The 18,594-nt window shown below is 52.0% G+C and carries 15 protein-coding genes; 9 read left to right on the top strand and 6 right to left on the bottom strand.

Features of this window, described 5'->3' with window-relative positions; all coding sequences use genetic code 11:
- Positions 1-9: 9 nt before the first annotated feature.
- From AN477_RS00855 to AN477_RS00840, 4 genes are all read right to left on the bottom strand, one after another.
- Positions 10-963, bottom strand: a complete 954-nt coding sequence (locus AN477_RS00855) for an AAA family ATPase (protein ID WP_054967292.1) — start codon at positions 961-963, stop codon at positions 10-12.
- Between the two features lie 82 nt (positions 964-1,045).
- Positions 1,046-2,566 carry a class I SAM-dependent methyltransferase gene (locus tag AN477_RS00850; RefSeq protein WP_054967291.1) on the bottom strand — a complete coding sequence of 507 codons (1,521 nt, stop codon included), beginning with the start codon at positions 2,564-2,566 and terminating at the stop codon, positions 1,046-1,048.
- 460 nt (positions 2,567-3,026) lie between these two features.
- Positions 3,027-3,572 carry a DoxX family protein gene (locus AN477_RS00845; protein WP_054967290.1) on the bottom strand — a complete coding sequence of 182 codons (546 nt, stop codon included), beginning with the start codon at positions 3,570-3,572 and terminating at the stop codon, positions 3,027-3,029.
- Between the two features lie 461 nt (positions 3,573-4,033).
- Complete coding sequence (locus AN477_RS00840; protein WP_054967289.1) at positions 4,034-4,729, bottom strand: SGNH/GDSL hydrolase family protein; 696 nt, start codon at positions 4,727-4,729, stop codon at positions 4,034-4,036.
- Positions 4,730-5,332: 603 nt separating this feature from the next.
- Between AN477_RS00840 and AN477_RS00835 the strand changes: the two genes are divergently transcribed.
- The 3 genes from AN477_RS00835 to AN477_RS00825 all read left to right on the top strand — a co-directional run bounded on the left by AN477_RS00835 (position 5,333) and on the right by AN477_RS00825 (position 9,119).
- Complete coding sequence (locus AN477_RS00835; RefSeq protein WP_245631664.1) at positions 5,333-7,324, top strand: endonuclease MutS2; 1,992 nt, start codon at positions 5,333-5,335, stop codon at positions 7,322-7,324.
- Positions 7,325-7,920: 596 nt separating this feature from the next.
- Entirely contained in the window at positions 7,921-8,331 is a 411-nt protein-coding gene (locus AN477_RS00830) for a hypothetical protein (protein WP_054967288.1), read from the top strand.
- 32 nt (positions 8,332-8,363) lie between these two features.
- On the top strand, positions 8,364-9,119 hold the full coding sequence (locus AN477_RS00825) for a ferric reductase-like transmembrane domain-containing protein (RefSeq protein WP_054967287.1): 756 nt from the start codon (positions 8,364-8,366) through the stop codon (positions 9,117-9,119).
- Between the two features lie 57 nt (positions 9,120-9,176).
- Here the strand turns inward: AN477_RS00825 and AN477_RS00820 are convergent, their stop codons facing one another.
- Positions 9,177-10,133: a dihydrodipicolinate synthase family protein gene (locus AN477_RS00820; protein WP_083485815.1), complete on the bottom strand. Its 957-nt coding sequence runs from the start codon at positions 10,131-10,133 to the stop codon at positions 9,177-9,179.
- A gap of 188 nt (positions 10,134-10,321) precedes the next feature.
- On the opposite strand from AN477_RS00820, the gene AN477_RS00815 reads away from it, so the two are divergent.
- From AN477_RS00815 to AN477_RS24105, 4 genes are read left to right on the top strand one after another with little or no spacing between them, the layout of a single operon-like run.
- On the top strand, positions 10,322-11,533 hold the full coding sequence (locus AN477_RS00815; protein WP_425388100.1) for an amino acid deaminase/aldolase: 1,212 nt from the start codon (positions 10,322-10,324) through the stop codon (positions 11,531-11,533).
- Positions 11,521-12,903, top strand: coding sequence for a D-arabinono-1,4-lactone oxidase (locus tag AN477_RS00810; protein ID WP_054967286.1), 1,383 nt, complete (start codon positions 11,521-11,523; stop codon positions 12,901-12,903). Before AN477_RS00815 ends, AN477_RS00810 begins: the two co-directional genes overlap by 13 nt.
- Positions 12,896-14,122, top strand: a complete 1,227-nt coding sequence (locus AN477_RS00805; protein WP_054967285.1) for an MFS transporter — start codon at positions 12,896-12,898, stop codon at positions 14,120-14,122. Before AN477_RS00810 ends, AN477_RS00805 begins: the two co-directional genes overlap by 8 nt.
- Before the next feature lie 28 nt (positions 14,123-14,150).
- Positions 14,151-14,303, top strand: a complete 153-nt coding sequence (locus AN477_RS24105; protein WP_157061741.1) for a hypothetical protein — start codon at positions 14,151-14,153, stop codon at positions 14,301-14,303.
- A 198-nt stretch (positions 14,304-14,501) separates the two neighbouring features.
- Here AN477_RS24105 and AN477_RS00800 read toward each other — a convergent pair whose 3' ends face one another.
- On the bottom strand, positions 14,502-15,668 hold the full coding sequence (locus tag AN477_RS00800; protein ID WP_211265935.1) for an acyl-CoA dehydrogenase family protein: 1,167 nt from the start codon (positions 15,666-15,668) through the stop codon (positions 14,502-14,504).
- 216 nt (positions 15,669-15,884) lie between these two features.
- On the opposite strand from AN477_RS00800, the gene AN477_RS00795 reads away from it, so the two are divergent.
- Both AN477_RS00795 and AN477_RS00790 read left to right on the top strand, forming a co-directional pair.
- The gene (locus tag AN477_RS00795) at positions 15,885-17,966 is read left to right on the top strand and encodes an aconitate hydratase (RefSeq protein ID WP_083485814.1); all 2,082 of its coding nucleotides are present in this window, start codon (positions 15,885-15,887) and stop codon (positions 17,964-17,966) included.
- Positions 17,963-18,496 carry a DUF7130 family rubredoxin-like protein gene (locus AN477_RS00790; protein ID WP_054967283.1) on the top strand — a complete coding sequence of 178 codons (534 nt, stop codon included), beginning with the start codon at positions 17,963-17,965 and terminating at the stop codon, positions 18,494-18,496. The genes AN477_RS00795 and AN477_RS00790 overlap by 4 nt, the downstream gene beginning before the upstream one ends.
- Positions 18,497-18,594 lie beyond the last annotated feature (98 nt).

The following is an 18,594-nucleotide window of genomic DNA, read 5'->3' as shown; positions in this document are numbered from 1 at the left end:
AATCCCCCGCTACACGACATCCTCAGTCGGAACCGGGACACCGTTTACGATTTCAGCTAATACGCGACCGCCATCATCGCGGTCTGAGATGCTGCGTTGTCGGACAATCAATCGGTGCGACAGGACCGGATCGGCCAAACCCTTGATGTCTTCAGGAATGACGTAGTCCCGCTGCTGAAGCATCGCGTACGCTTGAGATGCTCTGAGCAAGGCTTGGCTTCCGCGTGGACTGATGCCAAGTACAACATCCGGGTGGTTCCTTGTCGCCTCTACAACCTGGAGCAGGTAATCCAGTACGTCCTCACTCACACGGATTTGACTGAGCGAAATGGCAGCTTCGACGACTTCCTTGGCTTCAACAGCAGGAGAAATCTGTAAAAACGGGTTTTCTGACTGAAAACGCTTCAGAATCCGCAGGCCTTCTTCGTGGTTCGGGTAGCCCATCCGAATCCGTAGCATAAACCGGTCCAACTGAGCCTCAGGCAATGGATAGGTACCTTGGTTTTCAATCGGATTCTGTGTGGCGATCACCATAAACGGGGCCGCCAGTGGGTACGTCTCTCCATCCAGAGAGACTTGCCGCTCTTCCATTGCCTCGAGGAGGCTCGACTGTGTCCGGGGAGTGGCCCGGTTTAACTCGTCAGCAAGCAAAATATTCGTGAACACAGGTCCTCTCCGAAATTCAAACTCTCCTTGTTTCTGGTTGTAGAAGTGAATTCCACTCAAGTCACTCGGAAGTAGATCCGGAGTGAACTGAACTCGCCGAAACGTTGCCTGAATCGACTTCGCCAGAGTCTTTGCGATGAGGGTCTTGCCTGTTCCGGGCACATCTTCGAGTAAAACATGTCCTCCGGTAAACAACGCAACAAGAAGGAGGTCGACGACCTCCTCCTTTCCAACAATCACATGGTGTACGTTGTTACGAATCCGCTGAACCGTGTCAAACACATCGACAACTTCCATCAGAGGTGGCCTCCCGACACGCGGACAGTTCCGCTTTACTAGTTCTTTACTAGTAAGGTTATTGTTCTTTTTGGCAGATGTACTATTTGATAATCCCTCGAATCCACTGGAATTCATGGAAGTCGAACAGATTCTCAGCTCCGTACTGCTCGCGCACGGCCAATCCTCGGTTGACCAACTCATGCTCCATTTGGCGTCGTGCCTGCCAAGGCAACGCTGACATCGGTTGCTCAAAAACGTTGGCAACTTTTACAAAGAAACGTACGGCTGCCTCAGGATCACTGTAGTCGATAGGGACCTTGGACAGTTCGAACACGGCATCATTAAATACAGACGCTGCGATTCGCGGAATTCGCTCATGGTCCGGGAGAATATCATTGCTCCCACCCGCAGGAAGGCCGCTCATGATGGGTGCAAACCACTCACGAAAAAAAGCGGGGTGGTTACCGAAACTAAGTGGAAAGTTTGTACCAAACACAGCACCCGGCTTGGCCACGCGGGCAGCTTCCTTGAGGACAGCGTCGGCGTCTGTAAAGTGTAAAAAGGCGCATCCAATCACGGCATCGAATTCATTGTCGCTAAAAGGCAGACTCTCGGCTCGAGCCTGGATAAACTGTACGTTCTCAGCTTTGAGTCGGCACCGTTTATGGTCAGCCCGCGCTAACATGCCAGGAGCGGGGTCAATCGCGGTGATGGATCCAGATGGACCAACTGCAGAAGCGAGTCCATCCTCAAATGTGAGGATGCCTGTGCCGCAACCGAGCTCGAGAACTTTCATACCCGGGCGAATACCTGTCCACTCAATCAAAGTTCTGCGCAGCTCATGGCTCTTCGGTCCCAGTTTTTCCATAATCGCATCGTAATCTTCAAGGTTCGTAAACTCCGAAGCACGCATCAAACCCGCGCGCAGGTGAAAGATACGGCTTTTGTGCAGCAATTCGTCCAGGGCTTCAAAAGTCTGCCGACCAGACTGAGTTAACTCCACCCCTATGGGCGTACCGCTGTTCACCGATAGAAGACCATTCGCCAGCAAAGCGGTCAGTTCATCGCGAAGGTCCATTGCCGTGCCGACCTGTCCCTCCAGCAACTCCCCGTCTGAGCCTATGACACCATTAGTTTGGGCATCTCCAATCCATGGACGATGCAGAGATCCACGGACAAAGACTTCCTCCTGCACAGTTCCATAGTGAGCAACTGCATGTAAGTTTTCGAATGTAGAGATGAGCAGGTATGCAGTAAGGAACGAAGAGAAACTGTTTTCGCGAATAAAGGTGTCAAAAAGGCGCTCTGTGACAACCACCATTTCATCCGTGATAACGAGGGTTCCCAACCGTAGGTTTGTCAGGTAGGCCGCGGTTGATGTAAGTGTCTCGTACACAGCCCGTTGAGCCAACTGTGGAGTGACGGAGTATTCAGGCCATTCATTCGTTGCGCGTGTCTGCCGCCAGTGTTGCCGGGTTAACCGCTGTGCAATTCGTGTGAGCATCTGCGTTTGATGACGTGACAAACGTTCTGTATCACCTTGCCAATATAACCAAGGGGCAATCACGATATCAGACGTGCTCAGCTGTTCTAGGATGTGAAGACCGTGATCCCAGTCCACTTCGTAACCACCTCCGAAACGTAATCCGAAACATAAACAGGTTTGTTGCCTGCCTATGTTGCCTGCCTGCCGCAAAATTTAAAACCTCGCTACAACCCAACTGCCGACAATCAAAATCGAGCCAAATGCTCCTAACAGGAACATCAATTTTTGTGACGGTCAAAGAGATTTCCAGTAGTTCTTCAGCCTGATTCACTCCTCCAGTTCAGGTTCTAGACATCAACGTGTACCGAATGATAGAACTCATTCAACTATTATACATACTACTACGACCATTTGCGGCGAAATTGTCAACGGTGTGTTGCCACCTAAAACAGGCATCCATACAACACCGGTTTCTTGATCGGTCATACAAGTTCACCCCGGAGGACGTGTACACTCCGGGGTGAACTTGTATGAAACTGTTTATCTGTAATCAGTCGTCTTTGTATCGTATCCTTCGTTTCGGATAACCCGTTGCTTAATGAGCCGCCTTGTTACCGCCAACGCTTGGGATTTCAACTTCCCGCTTCCACCAGCCAGCAGTCATTCTACGGATGTAAGGGATAACCCAATAGTCTCCACCAAAGCGGCCGGCATTGTACCCCGCAACAATCAAGAAGATGCTAATCATGACCAGCCAAGGGTTGCTCGACAGGGTGCCTGCAAACATATACGCGAAGTTCATGACCATGCCAAAGAATGCAGCGGCGGTCGTCAGTGTACCGGTAATGAGACCCACACCGACCAGAAATTCGCCCCACGGAATCATAAAGTTGAAGAATGCGACATGCGGCAGTGCAAAGTTCTTGATGAATGCCACATAGTTTGGATACTCAAGCGCGGTCGAGTGCGAAACAAGCACTGGTTTAGCGATTGCACCTTTCAGAAATCCAGCCGCTGTAAACGCCGGCGAACTCGTCAGTTTTTCCCAACCTGCCTGGAGAAACTGCCATCCAACGTAAATCCGGAGAATCGTCAAGATACCGGCGGCCCAGACGTTCCTTCTCAGGAAATTTGTGAACATAAGACCCAACCCCTTCATAATGAAGTAGTCCTAGGTGATTAACTACTTACCGACGCGTTACTTACTCTTTGTTACAGCCTTATTATCGCCTGCTTGCCGCGTTTACAGGAGCTCAAACAGGATGATTTCGCGGTGCTAAGCGGGCTAGACCTTTCTCATCATCCTCGCGTATCATCGCACCCCTTAACGACTACATCACAACCGCTCCTCGGTGGCGAAATGTACTAGCTCAGTGCATCATCGTGTAGTCACACTAGACAACGGGACAGTGCCGATTGGACAACATGCCTCATGAGTTCAGTGGCAATCTTTACCTTCCCAGCACAACAAAAAAGCGCGCCAATTGGCACGCTGGGTCTGTTCTAGAGCTCTTTTTTAGAGTTTTCTTTGAATGTGAATGAAGTTTGAATGTGAATGAAGTTGGAGGTGTCATTTTCAGCAACTGTTATGTAAGACCTTTGCTACATTGTAACCGGATTGCCAATCAACCGTGGAAGTGCAGACACGATAGTTCTTGCCATAACCCGGTATCCTTCCGCAGTCGGGTGAATGCCGTCATCACTCAGCAGCACAGACAAGTCTGCCGCTTGTTTGAACGCAGTTCGCACGTCTATCGTCAGCACGTTCAGCCTGTGGACGAGTTGCACCAGTGCTCTGTTGTACATTCCATGCCAGTGTTCGATGCCGCCGCACCTTCCAATCCAGTGGGCAACGTTTGAACCATGCTGGGCGCAGACTGCATTGTAGTAACGTACCGGATCAAGAGGGAGTAAGTTCATCAACACAGGGGTTATGCCATTTTCACGCAGTACAAGCACGATATGTTGCAGATTAGTGAGGTATCTATCCAGAGGGACAATTGGCTCGTGCTCCCCATCCTTGGCCAATGCCACCTCATCCCACCGAAAATTACAATCATTTCCGCCAATCTCAATCAACACGTAATCCGGATGTTCCATCACCACGTCGTCAGCCAAGCGACTGACCAACAGGTCTGAGTTATCATTAAAGACGCCTTTATTCACCACGTCAAACTCTCCATGTTGAGTAAGGGCAGCCTGTAACAACGCAGGATAATTTTCCTTTAAGATGCGAAGCCGCCCACGAACGTACGAAATCCCTCTCGTCACACTGTCACCAAAGCAGATAATGCGCATGATGTCGCTCCCTTGCCTGGTTTTCCCTGATTGTAACACGCATTGCAATTCGCAAGTGCATACGAACCAGTGTGAAAGGTGACATTTTGTCATACGGTTTCGTTTCACCGTACCGACTTGACATTGGACTTTGTCTTCCCATATCCTAAGAGTGTTTCAACATCATTTCCTAGGGGCTGTGTGGATGTTGGCGGTTGTTCTTAACTAACGAATTTGATATGCCTCGCAGAAACAGCAGGTTGCCGAACTGGCACCTTTGTGGCTGCCTGCGCGAATTCGAGTTAAGAACGGCGGAAATCGCATCATCTCCTGCAGCAGTTTGCGAAAACCGTGCTCTTAAGGCACGTTTTTTTATTGTCTGATTTGGCCTTTCAATTTTTCCTTTGACGGGAAGCACACTGTGTTAGTATGTGTTCCCGTTGTCGGTGAGAAAGCAGTCGGCAGACAATCAGGGGCATGAGGGTGAACCCACCGTGGTTCACCCTCTTTTCTTTCGTCGGTCAACATCTCGCAGGCGCAGAACAGGCATATCGAGCATCATGTGAATCGCAACCATGCCCGGAATGGAACACGTCATTCAGAGATTCAAGGAGGCTGTTCATCTTGAACGAAAAGACCTATTCTGCGCTCGAATTCGACAAAGTCAAAGAGGAACTCGCACACTACGCACTGTCGTATCTCGGTCATCAGCACATCCATCAGATGACCCCGGATACTGACATCAAGCGGATTCAATATCGCCTCGACGAGGCAGCCGAGGCCAAGCGTTTGGTTGAGAGCGGTGGCAGTGTGCCGATACCCACACTAGACGGAATTGAACGCGTGGCACTCATGCTGGGAAAAAATTTTGTTTTTACGCCAGCCGACTTTGAGTCCGTTGCAACGTTTTTGCGCAGTACGGCTCAACTGCAAGCCTATTTGCGAAGAAAACAAGAGATTGCTCCGCGTTTATATGGTTATGGAGAGAGCCTGCACCTCCTGCAAGACTTGTACAACGAAATCCATCGCTGTATTGCACAAGGTGACGTTATCGACAGTGCGAGCGATGCTCTGCTTCGGGCAAAGAAGCAGGAGTCCATCGTAGAATCGCGCCTGCGCAAAAAGCTCGACAGTTTGCTGCAGAAGTACCATGCATATCTCCAGGAAAGCTTTGTGATACAACGAGGAGGACGATATGTCCTGGCAGTGCGGCGTGATCAAAAGAAAGTGGTACGCGGCAGCATTGTTGACGAATCGTCAAGCGGACAAACGGTCTTCATTGAACCTGCGGACGTATCGGCACTATCCCTTGAGTTGGACGACTGGAGGAACGAGATCGAACAGGAGAAGCACCGGGTACTATGTTCACTTTCGGAGCAATTGGACTTGGAACGGGCTGCCATCATACAAAACCTTGAGACGATCGGTATTTGCGACTTTGTCATAGCGAAAGGCAAATATGCGAAAGCCTTGGAGGCAAATCGCGTTGACGTCAATCAGGAGGGATGGATAGAGATTAGGCAGGGCAGGCATCCGCTGATCGGCAAAAACAGTGTCCCCATCGATTTCTGTATGGGTAAGGAAAACCAAGCACTCATCATCACTGGTCCAAATACGGGCGGAAAAACCGCTACGCTCAAAACTGTTGGCTTGCTGACGATAATGATGCAGTGTGGACTGCTGGTGCCTGCATTACCTGGAAGTTCGCTGGCTGTATTTCAACAAGTGTTGCCAGACATTGGAGACGGGCAGAGTCTTGAACAATCCCTGAGTACTTTTTCAGCACATATAAGAAGCCTTGTGGACATCATGGAACACGCAAACCACCGGAGTCTGATATTACTCGATGAACTCGCCTCAGGTACTGATCCTGGCGAAGGGATCGGCCTGTCCATTGCAGTTTTGGAGAAGTTGTTTGAACGCGGCTGTACCATCGTTGCCACGACCCACTTTAGCGAGATTAAAGACTTCGCCATCGTGACTCCAGGTTTTGAGGTTGCCCGGATGGAGTTCGACGTCGAGACCCTGCGGCCGCTCTACCGGATCACAATTGGCGAGGCCGGTGAAAGCTATGCCCTGCTGATAGCTCGGAAACTTGGGCTTAGCAAAGAGTTGATCGATAGAGCACGCACGATTGTCGAGACGCAGTCTGGTGCTGGTGAAAATGGAAAGGTCCAGACAAAGGTGCACAAGCATATGAATGAACTGAGCCCGGCTGAACAGCATTCTGATCTCCGGGCCCCCCGTCACCACAGTGAACTCGAGAAGGTGCCTCAAGTGAATGGGGTACGGGACGGCAACGATGCCGCACTCATTACGAAGACAAAACCGTTTCAGATCGGCGACCGAGTTTGGATCCATCCCATGCGTCAAAGTGGGATTGTAGCCGAACTACCGGACACCCGAGGGAATCTCGTTGTGATGGTTCAAAAGCGCCGTCACGTAATCAATCAAAAACGCGTGGCACCTTACTTGTCTCGTGAGGAACTGTACCCCGAAAACTATGATTTAGATATCGTGCTCGAGTCAAAGGATGTGCGAAAGAAAAGAAAACTGATGAACAAACGCCACGTCGACGGGCTGGCGATTGAACATCCCAATCATCCACAGCTCTGACCAATCTGCACTAGGAATGCGTACCTTTCGCGAGCCGTGTAAATCGGCTCGCTCGCTCTTGCATTCTCCATATCTTCTCCATACAAAATCCTCAGCTAATTCGCATTTCGTTGCTACAATAACTTCACTATCGTGGATATATGTAAAAAATAGTGTGGCGAACAAACTTCCATCGGAAGGGGAGACATTGATGCTACGCAGAATCATGCTTATCAGCGGGGTGTCGTTTGGCATCTTGGTTGGATCGCTGGTCCTGCTGCACTCACCCGGTTATTAATTACAGCCGACGGTGCTGTCTCAACTGAACACGGTATCCTCACAAGTGAACAGCAGCAAAGCCCAACTCAACAAAACCAACCAGCAGATAAATCAAATCAATCAGGCTATTCAAGGGGTGCAGCAGCATCTGCAAGACGACGTCAACACGTATCATGAGATCCTCGCAAAAGCAGGGTCAAATCAGTAATCCGTGGAGTCATTCGCAGTTTGCGGGGTCCGTTATTTGAGAAATCCGTCAATTGTTCTCTTGAGTCCTCCGTCCGAAAGGACGCAGACTGCAGTCATTCCTGTTAGCAACACGCAAATGAGGTGATGGTATGAAGGATGCTAAGGTACACGCCTTGATTCTCAGTGTCCTCTCAATCTCCAGTATTGGTGCCTATCTGGCGATGTTTCAGTCTGTCTCCACCAAAACTGCAAAGGCGATGACGATCTCTACTGCGACAGGGCAGAACGCACAGCAAGAGCTGACCAAGAAACAACAGGAATTGCAAAGCGTTCTCCAACAACTTCAGAACGCCCAAGGGACACTGCAAACGACGACGCAAAACTACCAACAGGCCTACTCAGTGAGTCAACAAGATGACCAGGTCTTGCAAGTGCTGAATCAACGGTTGCAGGGTATGGGCTTGACGCCGGTTCCCTTGCCCGCCAGTCCGAAACCGCTCCAAGGTATCCAGGTGAGCAGTACGCCGCCGCCTATCGTCACAACGTCGGGCGGGTCGTAAGCGGATATATCAAATCAATGGGGTGATGGGCTGTGTCGAACAGAAAGAGAAACACGATTTGGGTGTGGGTCGGAGTTTGGCTGGCAGCCATACTCGCCATCATTCTTGGGCTGTCCAGGATGTCTGTGCAACATACTGGTCAGTCGGTGTTCCAGTTCAGCAAGATGACCCCATGGCTGATTGCCAGGGCAGGCGGGGTCACGGCATTGGTGTTGCTCACCGTTTTGGTCTGTTTCGGTATGATTTTGAGCAGTGCGCCAAACAAACAGTCATGGCGGCTGACCCGCTATCTTCTGCCCTGGCACCGATATCTGGCACTGTTCATGTTGTTCTTTTTAGGACTCCACATCGTTACCATCGCAATCGATCCGTTTGCCAAGGTCGGCGTTATTGGCGCGCTGATTCCCGGGCTTTCCAGCTACCGAACTGTACCGGTCGCAATTGGCACAATCTCCTTCTTCGCCTTGTTGCTTGTCGCAGTGACAGCGCGGTTCCCTCGCGTTCTCCCCAACAACCGCTGGCTCACTGTACATCGAGTCTCCCTGTACACGTTTGTGGCAGCGTGGTCTCACGGGGCTTTGACCGGAGCTGATACGCCGAGCATTCGCTGGCTGTACATTGTAACCGGTCTTTGCGTAGCAGCGTCTGTGTTCGTCCGGTACTGGATTGTCTACCAACGCGGCCGCCGCACAAACGTCCAGAGACGGGCGGAACAGTCACTCCAGCAGACGCCGGCTTCCCGCAGCCAAGCGCATGCTGCGTCCGCGAGAACCAATATTGCAGATTGATCCGGCTGATTGACCCGACAGATTGATCCGGCTGACTGTCATGCTAGGGATTTCGCATCAGATGTTTTCGAGACCCAGAAATTGAACGAGATCGGCCAGTTCATTCAATGTCTGTCGATCCACCGCGGGCGCCGGGGGCCGAACGTAAGATGACGCGATGGCTCCCCGAAGTTTGTACGTTTCCTTCCGAATCGCTACCCCGGTTACACCCAGTTGCGCCTCAAAACGAATCAGCGGCAGATACTGATAGAAGTAGCGTCGTGCCTGTGCACGCATACCCGACATGAACTGCTCATAAACCTGAACCAAAATTTCCGGATAGGCGAAGCCAGTCATGATCCCGATCGCGCCTCGCTCCAATTCCTCATAGAAGTACATACCGCCGAGTCCCCCGAACAACCCTAACTTGCCTTCTGTTGCCTCGCGAATTCTTGACACCTTCATAATGGTCGGAGACTCTTCAATCTTGACATAGCGAGCAGTGGGAACCTCTTTGACTGCACGAGAGAAAAAATCCGGCGGCAACATGACCCCTGTCGTCGTTGGTTCATCCTGGATGACAAGCGGCAGCGTGCACGCCTCGGAGATCCGCCGATAATGCTCAAGTACAAGGTTCAGGTTCCGCTGGTTCTGCGGTGGAGCAACCATAATGGCATCTGCGCCGGCCATTTCCGCCTCTCGCGCAAACTCAGCAGCCTGATGCGTACCCGCGGCTGAACACCCAACCGTTACGGGCACTCGACCACCCACCTGCTTTACCGCAGTATCGATAATGGTTCGTCGTTCACGCTCCGTAACCTTGTTTGCTTCACCCATAATGCCAAGCAGTGTGACGCCATGGACACCAGCCGCAAGGTAAAAGTCGAGTAACGAACGCAGACTTTGTGTATCCACTGTCCCATCGTCCGTAAACGGCGTCAGGGAAATCACCGAAATTCCATGGATCGGTTTGTCTTTCGATTTGTCTTGCAAACTGTAATTGGGTTCCGAGTTGCCATTCCGCGTCTCGTTCATTGGCGATTCCCCCTTTTGTATTCATTTTACCGAAAAGCCAGAAGACAGACAGCCAAATCCATCAATGACATTGACTGCTGCCAAAGACACGCCATACAATTATTTCATATTTCATAAAATTATATGTATTTTGTTAGCCAGCTAGATTGATACGTGGGCAAGTCAACGTTTTTTCCGGGAGGGGTTCCGTGTCAACGACGTCCGCTTTGCGCCGAGATTACGCATATTACCGAGACATCTTTACAAAAACCCAAATGCCGTTCGCATTTGTCGATCTCGACCTGCTCGAACAAAACATCCACGATATCCTGCAAAGACGCGGCACAAAGAAAATTCGGGTTGCAAGTAAGTCTGTACGTTCGATTGGCGTGCTCAAACGGATCCTGAGCGCCGAGCCGGATGCTTTTTCTGGTGTCATGTCGTTCACTGCGAATGAAGCGCTATACCTCTGCCAAGAGGGGATTCAAGACATCCTGCTCGGCTATCCCGTCTGGTCGCCAAAAGCCATTCAAGACCTTGCACGTGCAATCAACGACGGGCATTCCATCACACTGATGATAGATTCACTTGAACACGTGACCCACATCAATTCAATTGGAGAGCGAACAGGCATCGTCATCCCTGTCTGTTTGGATGTGGATATGTCGACGAACTTCCCCGGTCTGCACTTTGGAGTCTGGCGATCCCCAATTTCGAATGTGGCACAGGCAAAGCCCGTTATTGATAAACTTCTTCGCCTGCCGTTTATTCGACTAGATGGACTTATGGGTTATGAGGCCCAAATTGCCGGCGTCGGTGACCAGTATCCCGGACAAAGAGCCAAGAATGCCCTCGTTCAGCAGCTCAAACGCCGATCCGTATCTGCCATCGCATCGCGCCGCACTGAAGTTGTCGAATACATTCTCAGCCAAGGTATCCAGCTGAAATTCGTCAATGGCGGCGGGACAGGAAGCCTTGAAACAACAAAACGAGAAAAACTCGTAACCGAGATTACGGTAGGTTCCGGCTTTTACTCGCCTGGGCTGTTTGATAACTATCGGTCGTTTCAGTACCAGCCGGCTCTTGGTTTTGCCATTGAAGTCGTTCGACAACCGGCGGCCAACATCGTCACGTGTGCGGGCGGAGGATATGTTGCTTCAGGTGCCGCTGCGAAAGACAAACTGCCAAAACCGTACTTACCAGCCGACCTTCAACTCATTTCGCTGGAAGGCGCAGGTGAGGTGCAGACCCCCTTTCAGGTGCCGCAGGGTGTCTCACTATCCCTCGGCGATCCGGTCTTCATGCGGCACAGCAAAGCCGGCGAACTGTGTGAGCGGTTCAACAGCCTGTACTGCGTCCAAAATGGAGCCATAACGGACATCATCTCAACCTACCGGGGGGATGGAAAATGCTTTCTGTAGAACCGTCAAGGTCAAAAGCGGGTGCTTTGGGAATCCAAAAGGGCCAGCCCAATCGGTGGTCAAACTGGTCTGGAATTGTGACGAGCGCCCCGCGCGACATCGTATACCCGTCGTCAATTGAAGAGGTCCGTGCAATTGTTCAGTCCTGCGCCGCATCGAGACGCAGCCTAAGAGTTGTGGGAGCTGGTCATTCATTTACTGCACTCGCGGCGACAAACGACGTATTGATGTCACTAGACCGTATGAGCGGCATTATTGAAATCAACCACGCAGAACAAACTGCACTGGTTTGGGCAGGCACTCGGTTACACGACTTGGGGCCCCTCTTATGGAAGCATGGCCTGGCACAAGAGAATCTCGGCGATATCGATGCCCAGTCCATCGCGGGTGCCATCAGCACAGGCACCCACGGGACAGGATCACAGTTCGGCATCCTCGCAACGCAGGTTATCGAGATCACCGCCGTCCTCGGTACCGGTGAGGTCGTAACCTGTTCTGCCGAATCCAGCCCCGAGCTGTTCCGGGCACTTCAAGTCTCTCTTGGTGCCATTGGAGTGATTGTAAAGATGCGGTTGCAATGCAAAAAGGCTTTCCAACTTCACTATGAGAGCCGTCGAGTCCGACTCAATGATTGCCTCACTCACCTTGAAGAGTATAAAGAGAATTTCCGGCAGTTTGAGTTCTACTGCTTCCCGTACTCAGACACTGTCCAGCTGAAACTGATGACGGAAACCGAGACCCCCGCAACCCATCGGCCAATACGCGATTATTTCAATAAAGTTGTCATGGAGAACTGGTTATTCGGCGCACTCTCCACAGCATGCAAAAGTATGCCGAGCCTGTGCAGGCCCGTCAGTCGGCTGTCCGCAAGCAGTGTTCCCGTCAGCGAAGAGGTTGGCCCGAGCTATTCAGTATTTGCCACGCCTCGCTTGGTCCGGTTTAACGAGATGGAATACAACATCCCTGCTGAAGCACTGCCCGATGTGGTCCGTGAAGTCTTGGCTAAAATTGAAGCAGCAAAAATCCCCGTCCACTTTCCCATCGAATGCCGATTTGCCCACGGTGACAACATCCCTCTCAGTCCCGCAAACAGTCGAGAGTCGGCCTACGTGGCCGTCCATATGTACAAAGGGATGCCCCACGAGCCATACTTTCGTGCCGTGGAGGAAATCTTCCTCCGATACGGCGGTCGGCCCCACTGGGGCAAGCTCCACACACTGACGTCAACCGAACTTAGTACCCGCTATCCGGCTTGGGGTGAGTTTTTAACGATTCGTGCATCTTGCGATCCCGCTGGCATCTTTCTAAACTCGTACCTGCGCACACTATTCGGTCTCCCTCTGTTGCAGGAGGTGACGGACCATGCTTGAATTTCGGCAACAAGCTCCCATCGCAAATCAAACGACCAACTGGAATACCATCTTGGCATTCGCTGCAGTCGCTGTATCTACCCAACTTTTGTGGGTTACTTTCACGCCCATCACGACAGAATCAGCTCGTCTGCTAGGGGTCAGTGAAGGGGCTGTGGGCTGGTTGTCGGAGGTCTTCCCACTCGTTTATGTTGTGCTCGCCATACCGTTCGGGCTTATCACGGACAGGTGGTTTCGCCCGTCATTAGTACTGGGAACGCTGCTGACATTCATCGGTGCCGCACTGCGTATCCAAGGACATTTCACGTTTATTCTCATCGGCCAGTTGGTCACATCTGTTGGGCAGCCACTGATTCTCAATGCCATCAACAAGACTGCAGTCGTGTATGCTGCCCCAAACAAGCAAACGGTGGCCATCAGCGTGTCTTCGGCCAGTCTTTTTCTCGGTATTCTCTTAGCCATGCTGTCAGGTCCGATAATCCTCGGTCAATTTGGAATGTCCGGTCTCCTCTACGCGCAAGCCGCGTTTGCTGTCGCGACTGGCATATGGCTCCTGTCAGCTCTCTTTGCTTCAAGGCGCTTTGTACATGTCGACAATCCGCTTCATCTGCCTGTGCAACATTCTCGTAATCAGCAGACATCCTTACGGCAGGTTTGGGCAAGGCGCGAAATCCGACAGCTCTGCTTCCTGTTGTTCATCGGTTTTGGTCTCTTTATCGCACTTACGACGTGGTTACAAGTGCTGCTCGCCCCAAAACGAATTGACGCTGTTGAGGTAGGCATTGCACTGGCGCTGATGACCGCAGCTGGCATGATTGGTGCAGCCATTGTGCCCGACTGGGCGATCCGCCGTAAAAAGGCAAAAATGATGATACTCGCGTCACTCATTGCGTCGATTGCAGCCTCTTTGTACATCCTGATTGGGCTGCCGTTCTGGCTCATGACCAGCTTGCTCGTCATCGCCGGATTTCTGCTGTTGGCAGACTTGCCCGTGGTCCTTACCATCTCTGAGCTCATCGCTGAACCAGAACAAGCGGGTACAGTCAACGCTTTATTAATGTTGTTCGGAAACGCTGGGGGGATTGTACTGGCATTGCTCGTTCAAGGCCTGATTGCATCGACTACCGCAGCCGTCGCAGTATTGCTGGTCGGCGCTTTAGCCGCAATTCCATTTGCGTCCCGCTTCCCTGCATATACAGACCGTAGCAGCACAAGTTAAGCTCAACCGGAATCAGGAGGTGGATTTATTGGGGGACAGCAAGACATACAACTATCCAAAATCCAATTCACGCAGCACCAGTTCGCAAGCAGGTCACAGTTCGCGCGTCCAAAAGCGAAAACCAGCACCGCATCAGTCGCAGAACCTAGAACAAGAAGGCACGCCAAAAGGCGGTTCCTAATTTTCCAACCGCTTTGGAGATCAGAGATTTGGGCGTAATGGCAACACGTGAACAAAGGCTGCGGGAACCCAATCAGGTGTCCCCCGCAGCCTTTGCTTGTTCATGAACAGCATTTCAAACGCAATTTAACGTACCGTCGATTTGGCCATCGATTCCGGCAACCAGTTCCGGCAACCGATTTCCACGACCGATTTCGAATCAGCGGCCTGCAATCGTGCGTGAAATGACCAGACGTTGGATTTCAGCCGTACCTTCCCAGATCTTGAAGATCTTCGCGTCCCGCATCCACTTCTCCACAGGATACTCCCGGATATAACCGTTTCCGCCAAGAATCTGTACTGCCTCTTCCGTCACCTTCATCGCAGTGTCACCTGCAAACAACTTCGCCATGCTGGCTTGAAGACCTGCGTTTTTACCTTGACCCTGCACCCATCCTGCACGCCACACGAGGAGTCTTGCCGCGTCGATCTCCGTTGCCATGTCCGCAAGCTTGAAGGAAATACCTTGGTTTGCGATGATCTTGTGCCCAAAGGCAACACGGGTCTTCGCATACTCGAGTGCATATTCGTATGCAGCACGAGCCACACCGAGTGCTGCAGCGCCAACAGCCGGGCGTGTGCGCTCAAGCATCATCAAGCAGCCAAGTCCGCCGGAAATGCCTTTCGGGTTGCCATCGAGACCGCTGAGGCGGTTCTCAAGCGGAATCCGGCAGTCTTCCAACACAACCTGTGCGGTGTGCGAGGCGCGTACCCCCAACTTCTTTTCCTTTCGTCCCATCGACAATCCCGGAGTGCCCTTTTCAACAACAAAGCACTCGATGCCCTTCCAACCACTGCCGGGCTGTGTTTGGGCGAAAATGACATGAAGGTCGGCAATGCCGCCGTGTGTGATAAACTGTTTGGTTCCGTTCAGGACCCAGTGATCTCCGTCGCGGACAGCTGTGGTCCGCATCGATGAGACGTCAGACCCTGCGTCAGGCTCAGTCAGTCCCATTGCCCCGAGGTGCAGTTCCTTTGGGTCGCACAGGTAGCCGATATACTTTTTCTTCTGCTCTTCGGTGCCGGTTGCGAGGATACCTTGTCCAGCCAATCCGCTGCCAGTGATCGAGGTCTGAATACCTGCGCATCCCCAAGCCAGCTCTTCAGCGATCAAAAGACCTGTCACCGGATCGCTGATACCGCCGCCGCCGTATTCTTCCGGATACTGATAGGTGGTCAACCCAATCTTGTGTGCTTCCTTTACAACATCCCAAGGAAACTCTTCAGTCTCATCGTAATAAGCCGCTACAGGGCGGATTTTTTCCTCCGCAAAATCATGAGCCAGATTCTGCATTTCCTTTTGCTCATCGCTTAATTCAAAGTTCAGCACATTGAGTCCTCCATTTCGCATCCTGTACACGCTTTCAATCCATTTCTTAGTCAACGACCGACCGTTAGTTTGATTCTACAATTTCTTGAACGAAAAATATAGAACGATCCCATAGAATTGCGAGTCTCCAGGTACATTGGCAGCCTCCAAATCCTGTATAGAAGCCCCAATTGAATCCATACTATTGCACAGTAACCATCGGGAGGCTACATAATGTCAGAAAATCTGACCATGAAAATTATCCGCGAACACATGATTTCTACCGCAGATAACGTGCGGCCCGGCGAAGAAGTGCTGGTCAAAGTCGACCACACGTTAACCCAAGACGCGACTGGCACGATGGCTTATCTGCAGTTTGAGGCCATGGGGATTCCGAAGGTGCGGACCCGTGTGTCAGTCAGCTACGTTGACCACAACACATTGCAGACCGGATATGAGAATATGGACGATCACGTTTTCCTCCAAACCTTCGCCCAAAAACACGGGGTTTACTTCTCTCGTCCAGGGAACGGGATCTGCCATCAAGTTCATCTCGAACGGTTTTCCGAACCGGGCTACATCCTGCTTGGCTCAGACTCTCACACGCCTACATCCGGCGGGGCCGGAATGCTTGCAATTGGTGCAGGCGGTCTTGATGTCGCAGTTGCGATGGCAGGCGGACCCTTTGGAATGCCGATGCCAAAAGTGGTTGGAGTGAAACTGACGGGAAAACGCCAACCATGGGTCGCGGCCAAAGATATTATCCTGGAGATGCTCCGCAGGCTCACCGTCAAAGGCGGCGTAGGGAAGGTATTCGAATACCACGGGGATGGGATTGAAGACCTGACTGTGCCGGAACGGGCCACCATTTGCAACATGGGTGCAGAACTCGGAGCGACAACTTCCATCTTTCCAAGCGATCACATCACGCTCTCCTACTTTAAACGTCAAAACAGGGAAAAGATGTGGCGCGAACTGGGGCCCGATGAAGGCGCAAGGTATGATGAACTGATTGAGATTAACCTCTCTGAGCTCGAACCGCTGATAGCACAGCCGCACAGCCCGGACAACGTGGCCACCGTCCGGTCCATCCAAGGTCTAAAACTGGACCAAGTATGCATCGGTTCCTGCACGAATTCATCCTTTCACGATCTGGCCATTGCCGGTCACGTCTTGCGCAAAAAGCGCGTTGCACAGAACGTGCAGATGACCCTCACCCCCGGGTCAAGACAGGTGTTCGCGACGATTGCCCGCAACGGTATCTTGGCAGACATCATCTCTGCTGGGGCTCGGATCCTCGAGTCAGCCTGCGGTCCCTGCATTGGTATGGGTCAAGCCCCGAAATCGGGTGGTATCAGCCTGCGCAGCTTTAATCGAAACTTTGAAGGCAGGTCCGGAACACCAGATGCCAAGGTCTATCTGTGCAGTCCGGAAACCGCCGCTGTGTCTGCGCTTCGGGGTATCTTGACAGACCCCCGCGACTTCGAAGGCGACTACGTAACAGAGAAGGAACCAGAGGTGTATGACACCAACGATACAGGGATGATTATCGAACCATCCGAAGACCCCGACAGCGTGGAAGTTGTCCGTGGCCCGAACATTAAGCCTCTCCCGATTCGTGGTCCGCTCGAAGAGAAGATGGAAGGCAAGGTGCTCATTAAAGTCGGGGACAACATCACGACAGACCACATCATGCCAGCTGGATCGAAAATCCTGCCTTTGCGTTCGAACATCCCTGCCATCAGTGAATTCGTGTTTATCCGGGTCGATCCCGATTTCCCAAAACGGGCTAAGGAGAACAACGGCGGTTTCATTGTTGCGGGTGCAAACTACGGACAAGGTTCGAGCCGCGAGCACGCTGCCCTCGCCCCGATGTACTTGGGTGTGAAAGCCGTCATCGCGAAATCATTTGCGCGCATTCACCGCTCCAACCTCATCAACTTCGGTATTCTCCCGCTTCGTTTCGCGGATGAAGCCGATTACGAACTCGTCTCAAGCTTCGATGAGCTCATCATCGACGATGTCCAGAAGCAGCTTCAGAGCGGCTCAGAGATTGTTGTACGCATCGGATCGGGTCGAGAGATCAAGACCGTCTGCGACGTATCCGAGCGACAGCGAAATATCCTCTTCTCCGGCGGGCTCTTAAATCACATTAAGCACAGCCAAGCCGAAGAAGGCAGCACAGTTACCCAGAGTGCTGTCGAAGCCGCCGGACACCTTGGCGAATCGACCATGGTGTCGAGCAATGGACAGTTCCGACCGGGAAAGCCTCACGAAGTCACATCATCTGGCCGTAAGGACGGTGAAAGTGCATGAAAGCAAACGAAGTGATGCTCGATTCGGATCTCATCCTCCGCCCCACGTCCTCCGTAGCAGATGCTAAACGCCGCGTGGCCAGGTCCGCTCTCGACGTCATTCCAGTTGTTGATGACAGCGGCAGATACCATGGTGCAGTCCAGAAATCATCACTCTTGGACTACAGAGGTTCTGATGAAGACAGCGTCACGAACGTCTGTTGTGAGGACGCACTGATCTGTGATCGCGCATTTGCACTGGAAGACTTGAACCATGATGCCGAGTCCCCTATCCCCCATCGCACCATCATGGTGGTCGATCACGACGGCACATATCAGGGAATCATTCCTCAGGTACACTGGGCCGTTGATGAAGCGAAGACTCAAAGCGGTCATCCTCGTCAGGTCTTAGAAGTGCGAACCTTTGCGATGCACCTCACCTACAGGTGTACGGAGTGCGGTGAACTGGTAAAGCGAAACCACGGCGTTCCATCCGAATGCCCGGCCTGCGGCGCAGGCCCGAGTGATTTTGCAATGTACACCGAGGATTAATCCGCACTGAATGAACACGGGTGATATCACGTGAAAGTGTACAACGACCGATTTGAATGGCTGTTGAAGCCCAGGCGAAACAATCAACCCTGACAATA

The sequence above is a fragment of the Paenalicyclobacillus ferrooxydans genome, assembly GCF_001399675.1.
Taxonomy (GTDB): domain Bacteria; phylum Bacillota; class Bacilli; order Alicyclobacillales; family Alicyclobacillaceae; genus Alicyclobacillus_B; species Alicyclobacillus_B ferrooxydans.
The sequence above is the reverse complement of the archived record's forward strand: the minus strand, read 5'-3'. Positions and strand labels throughout refer to the sequence as shown.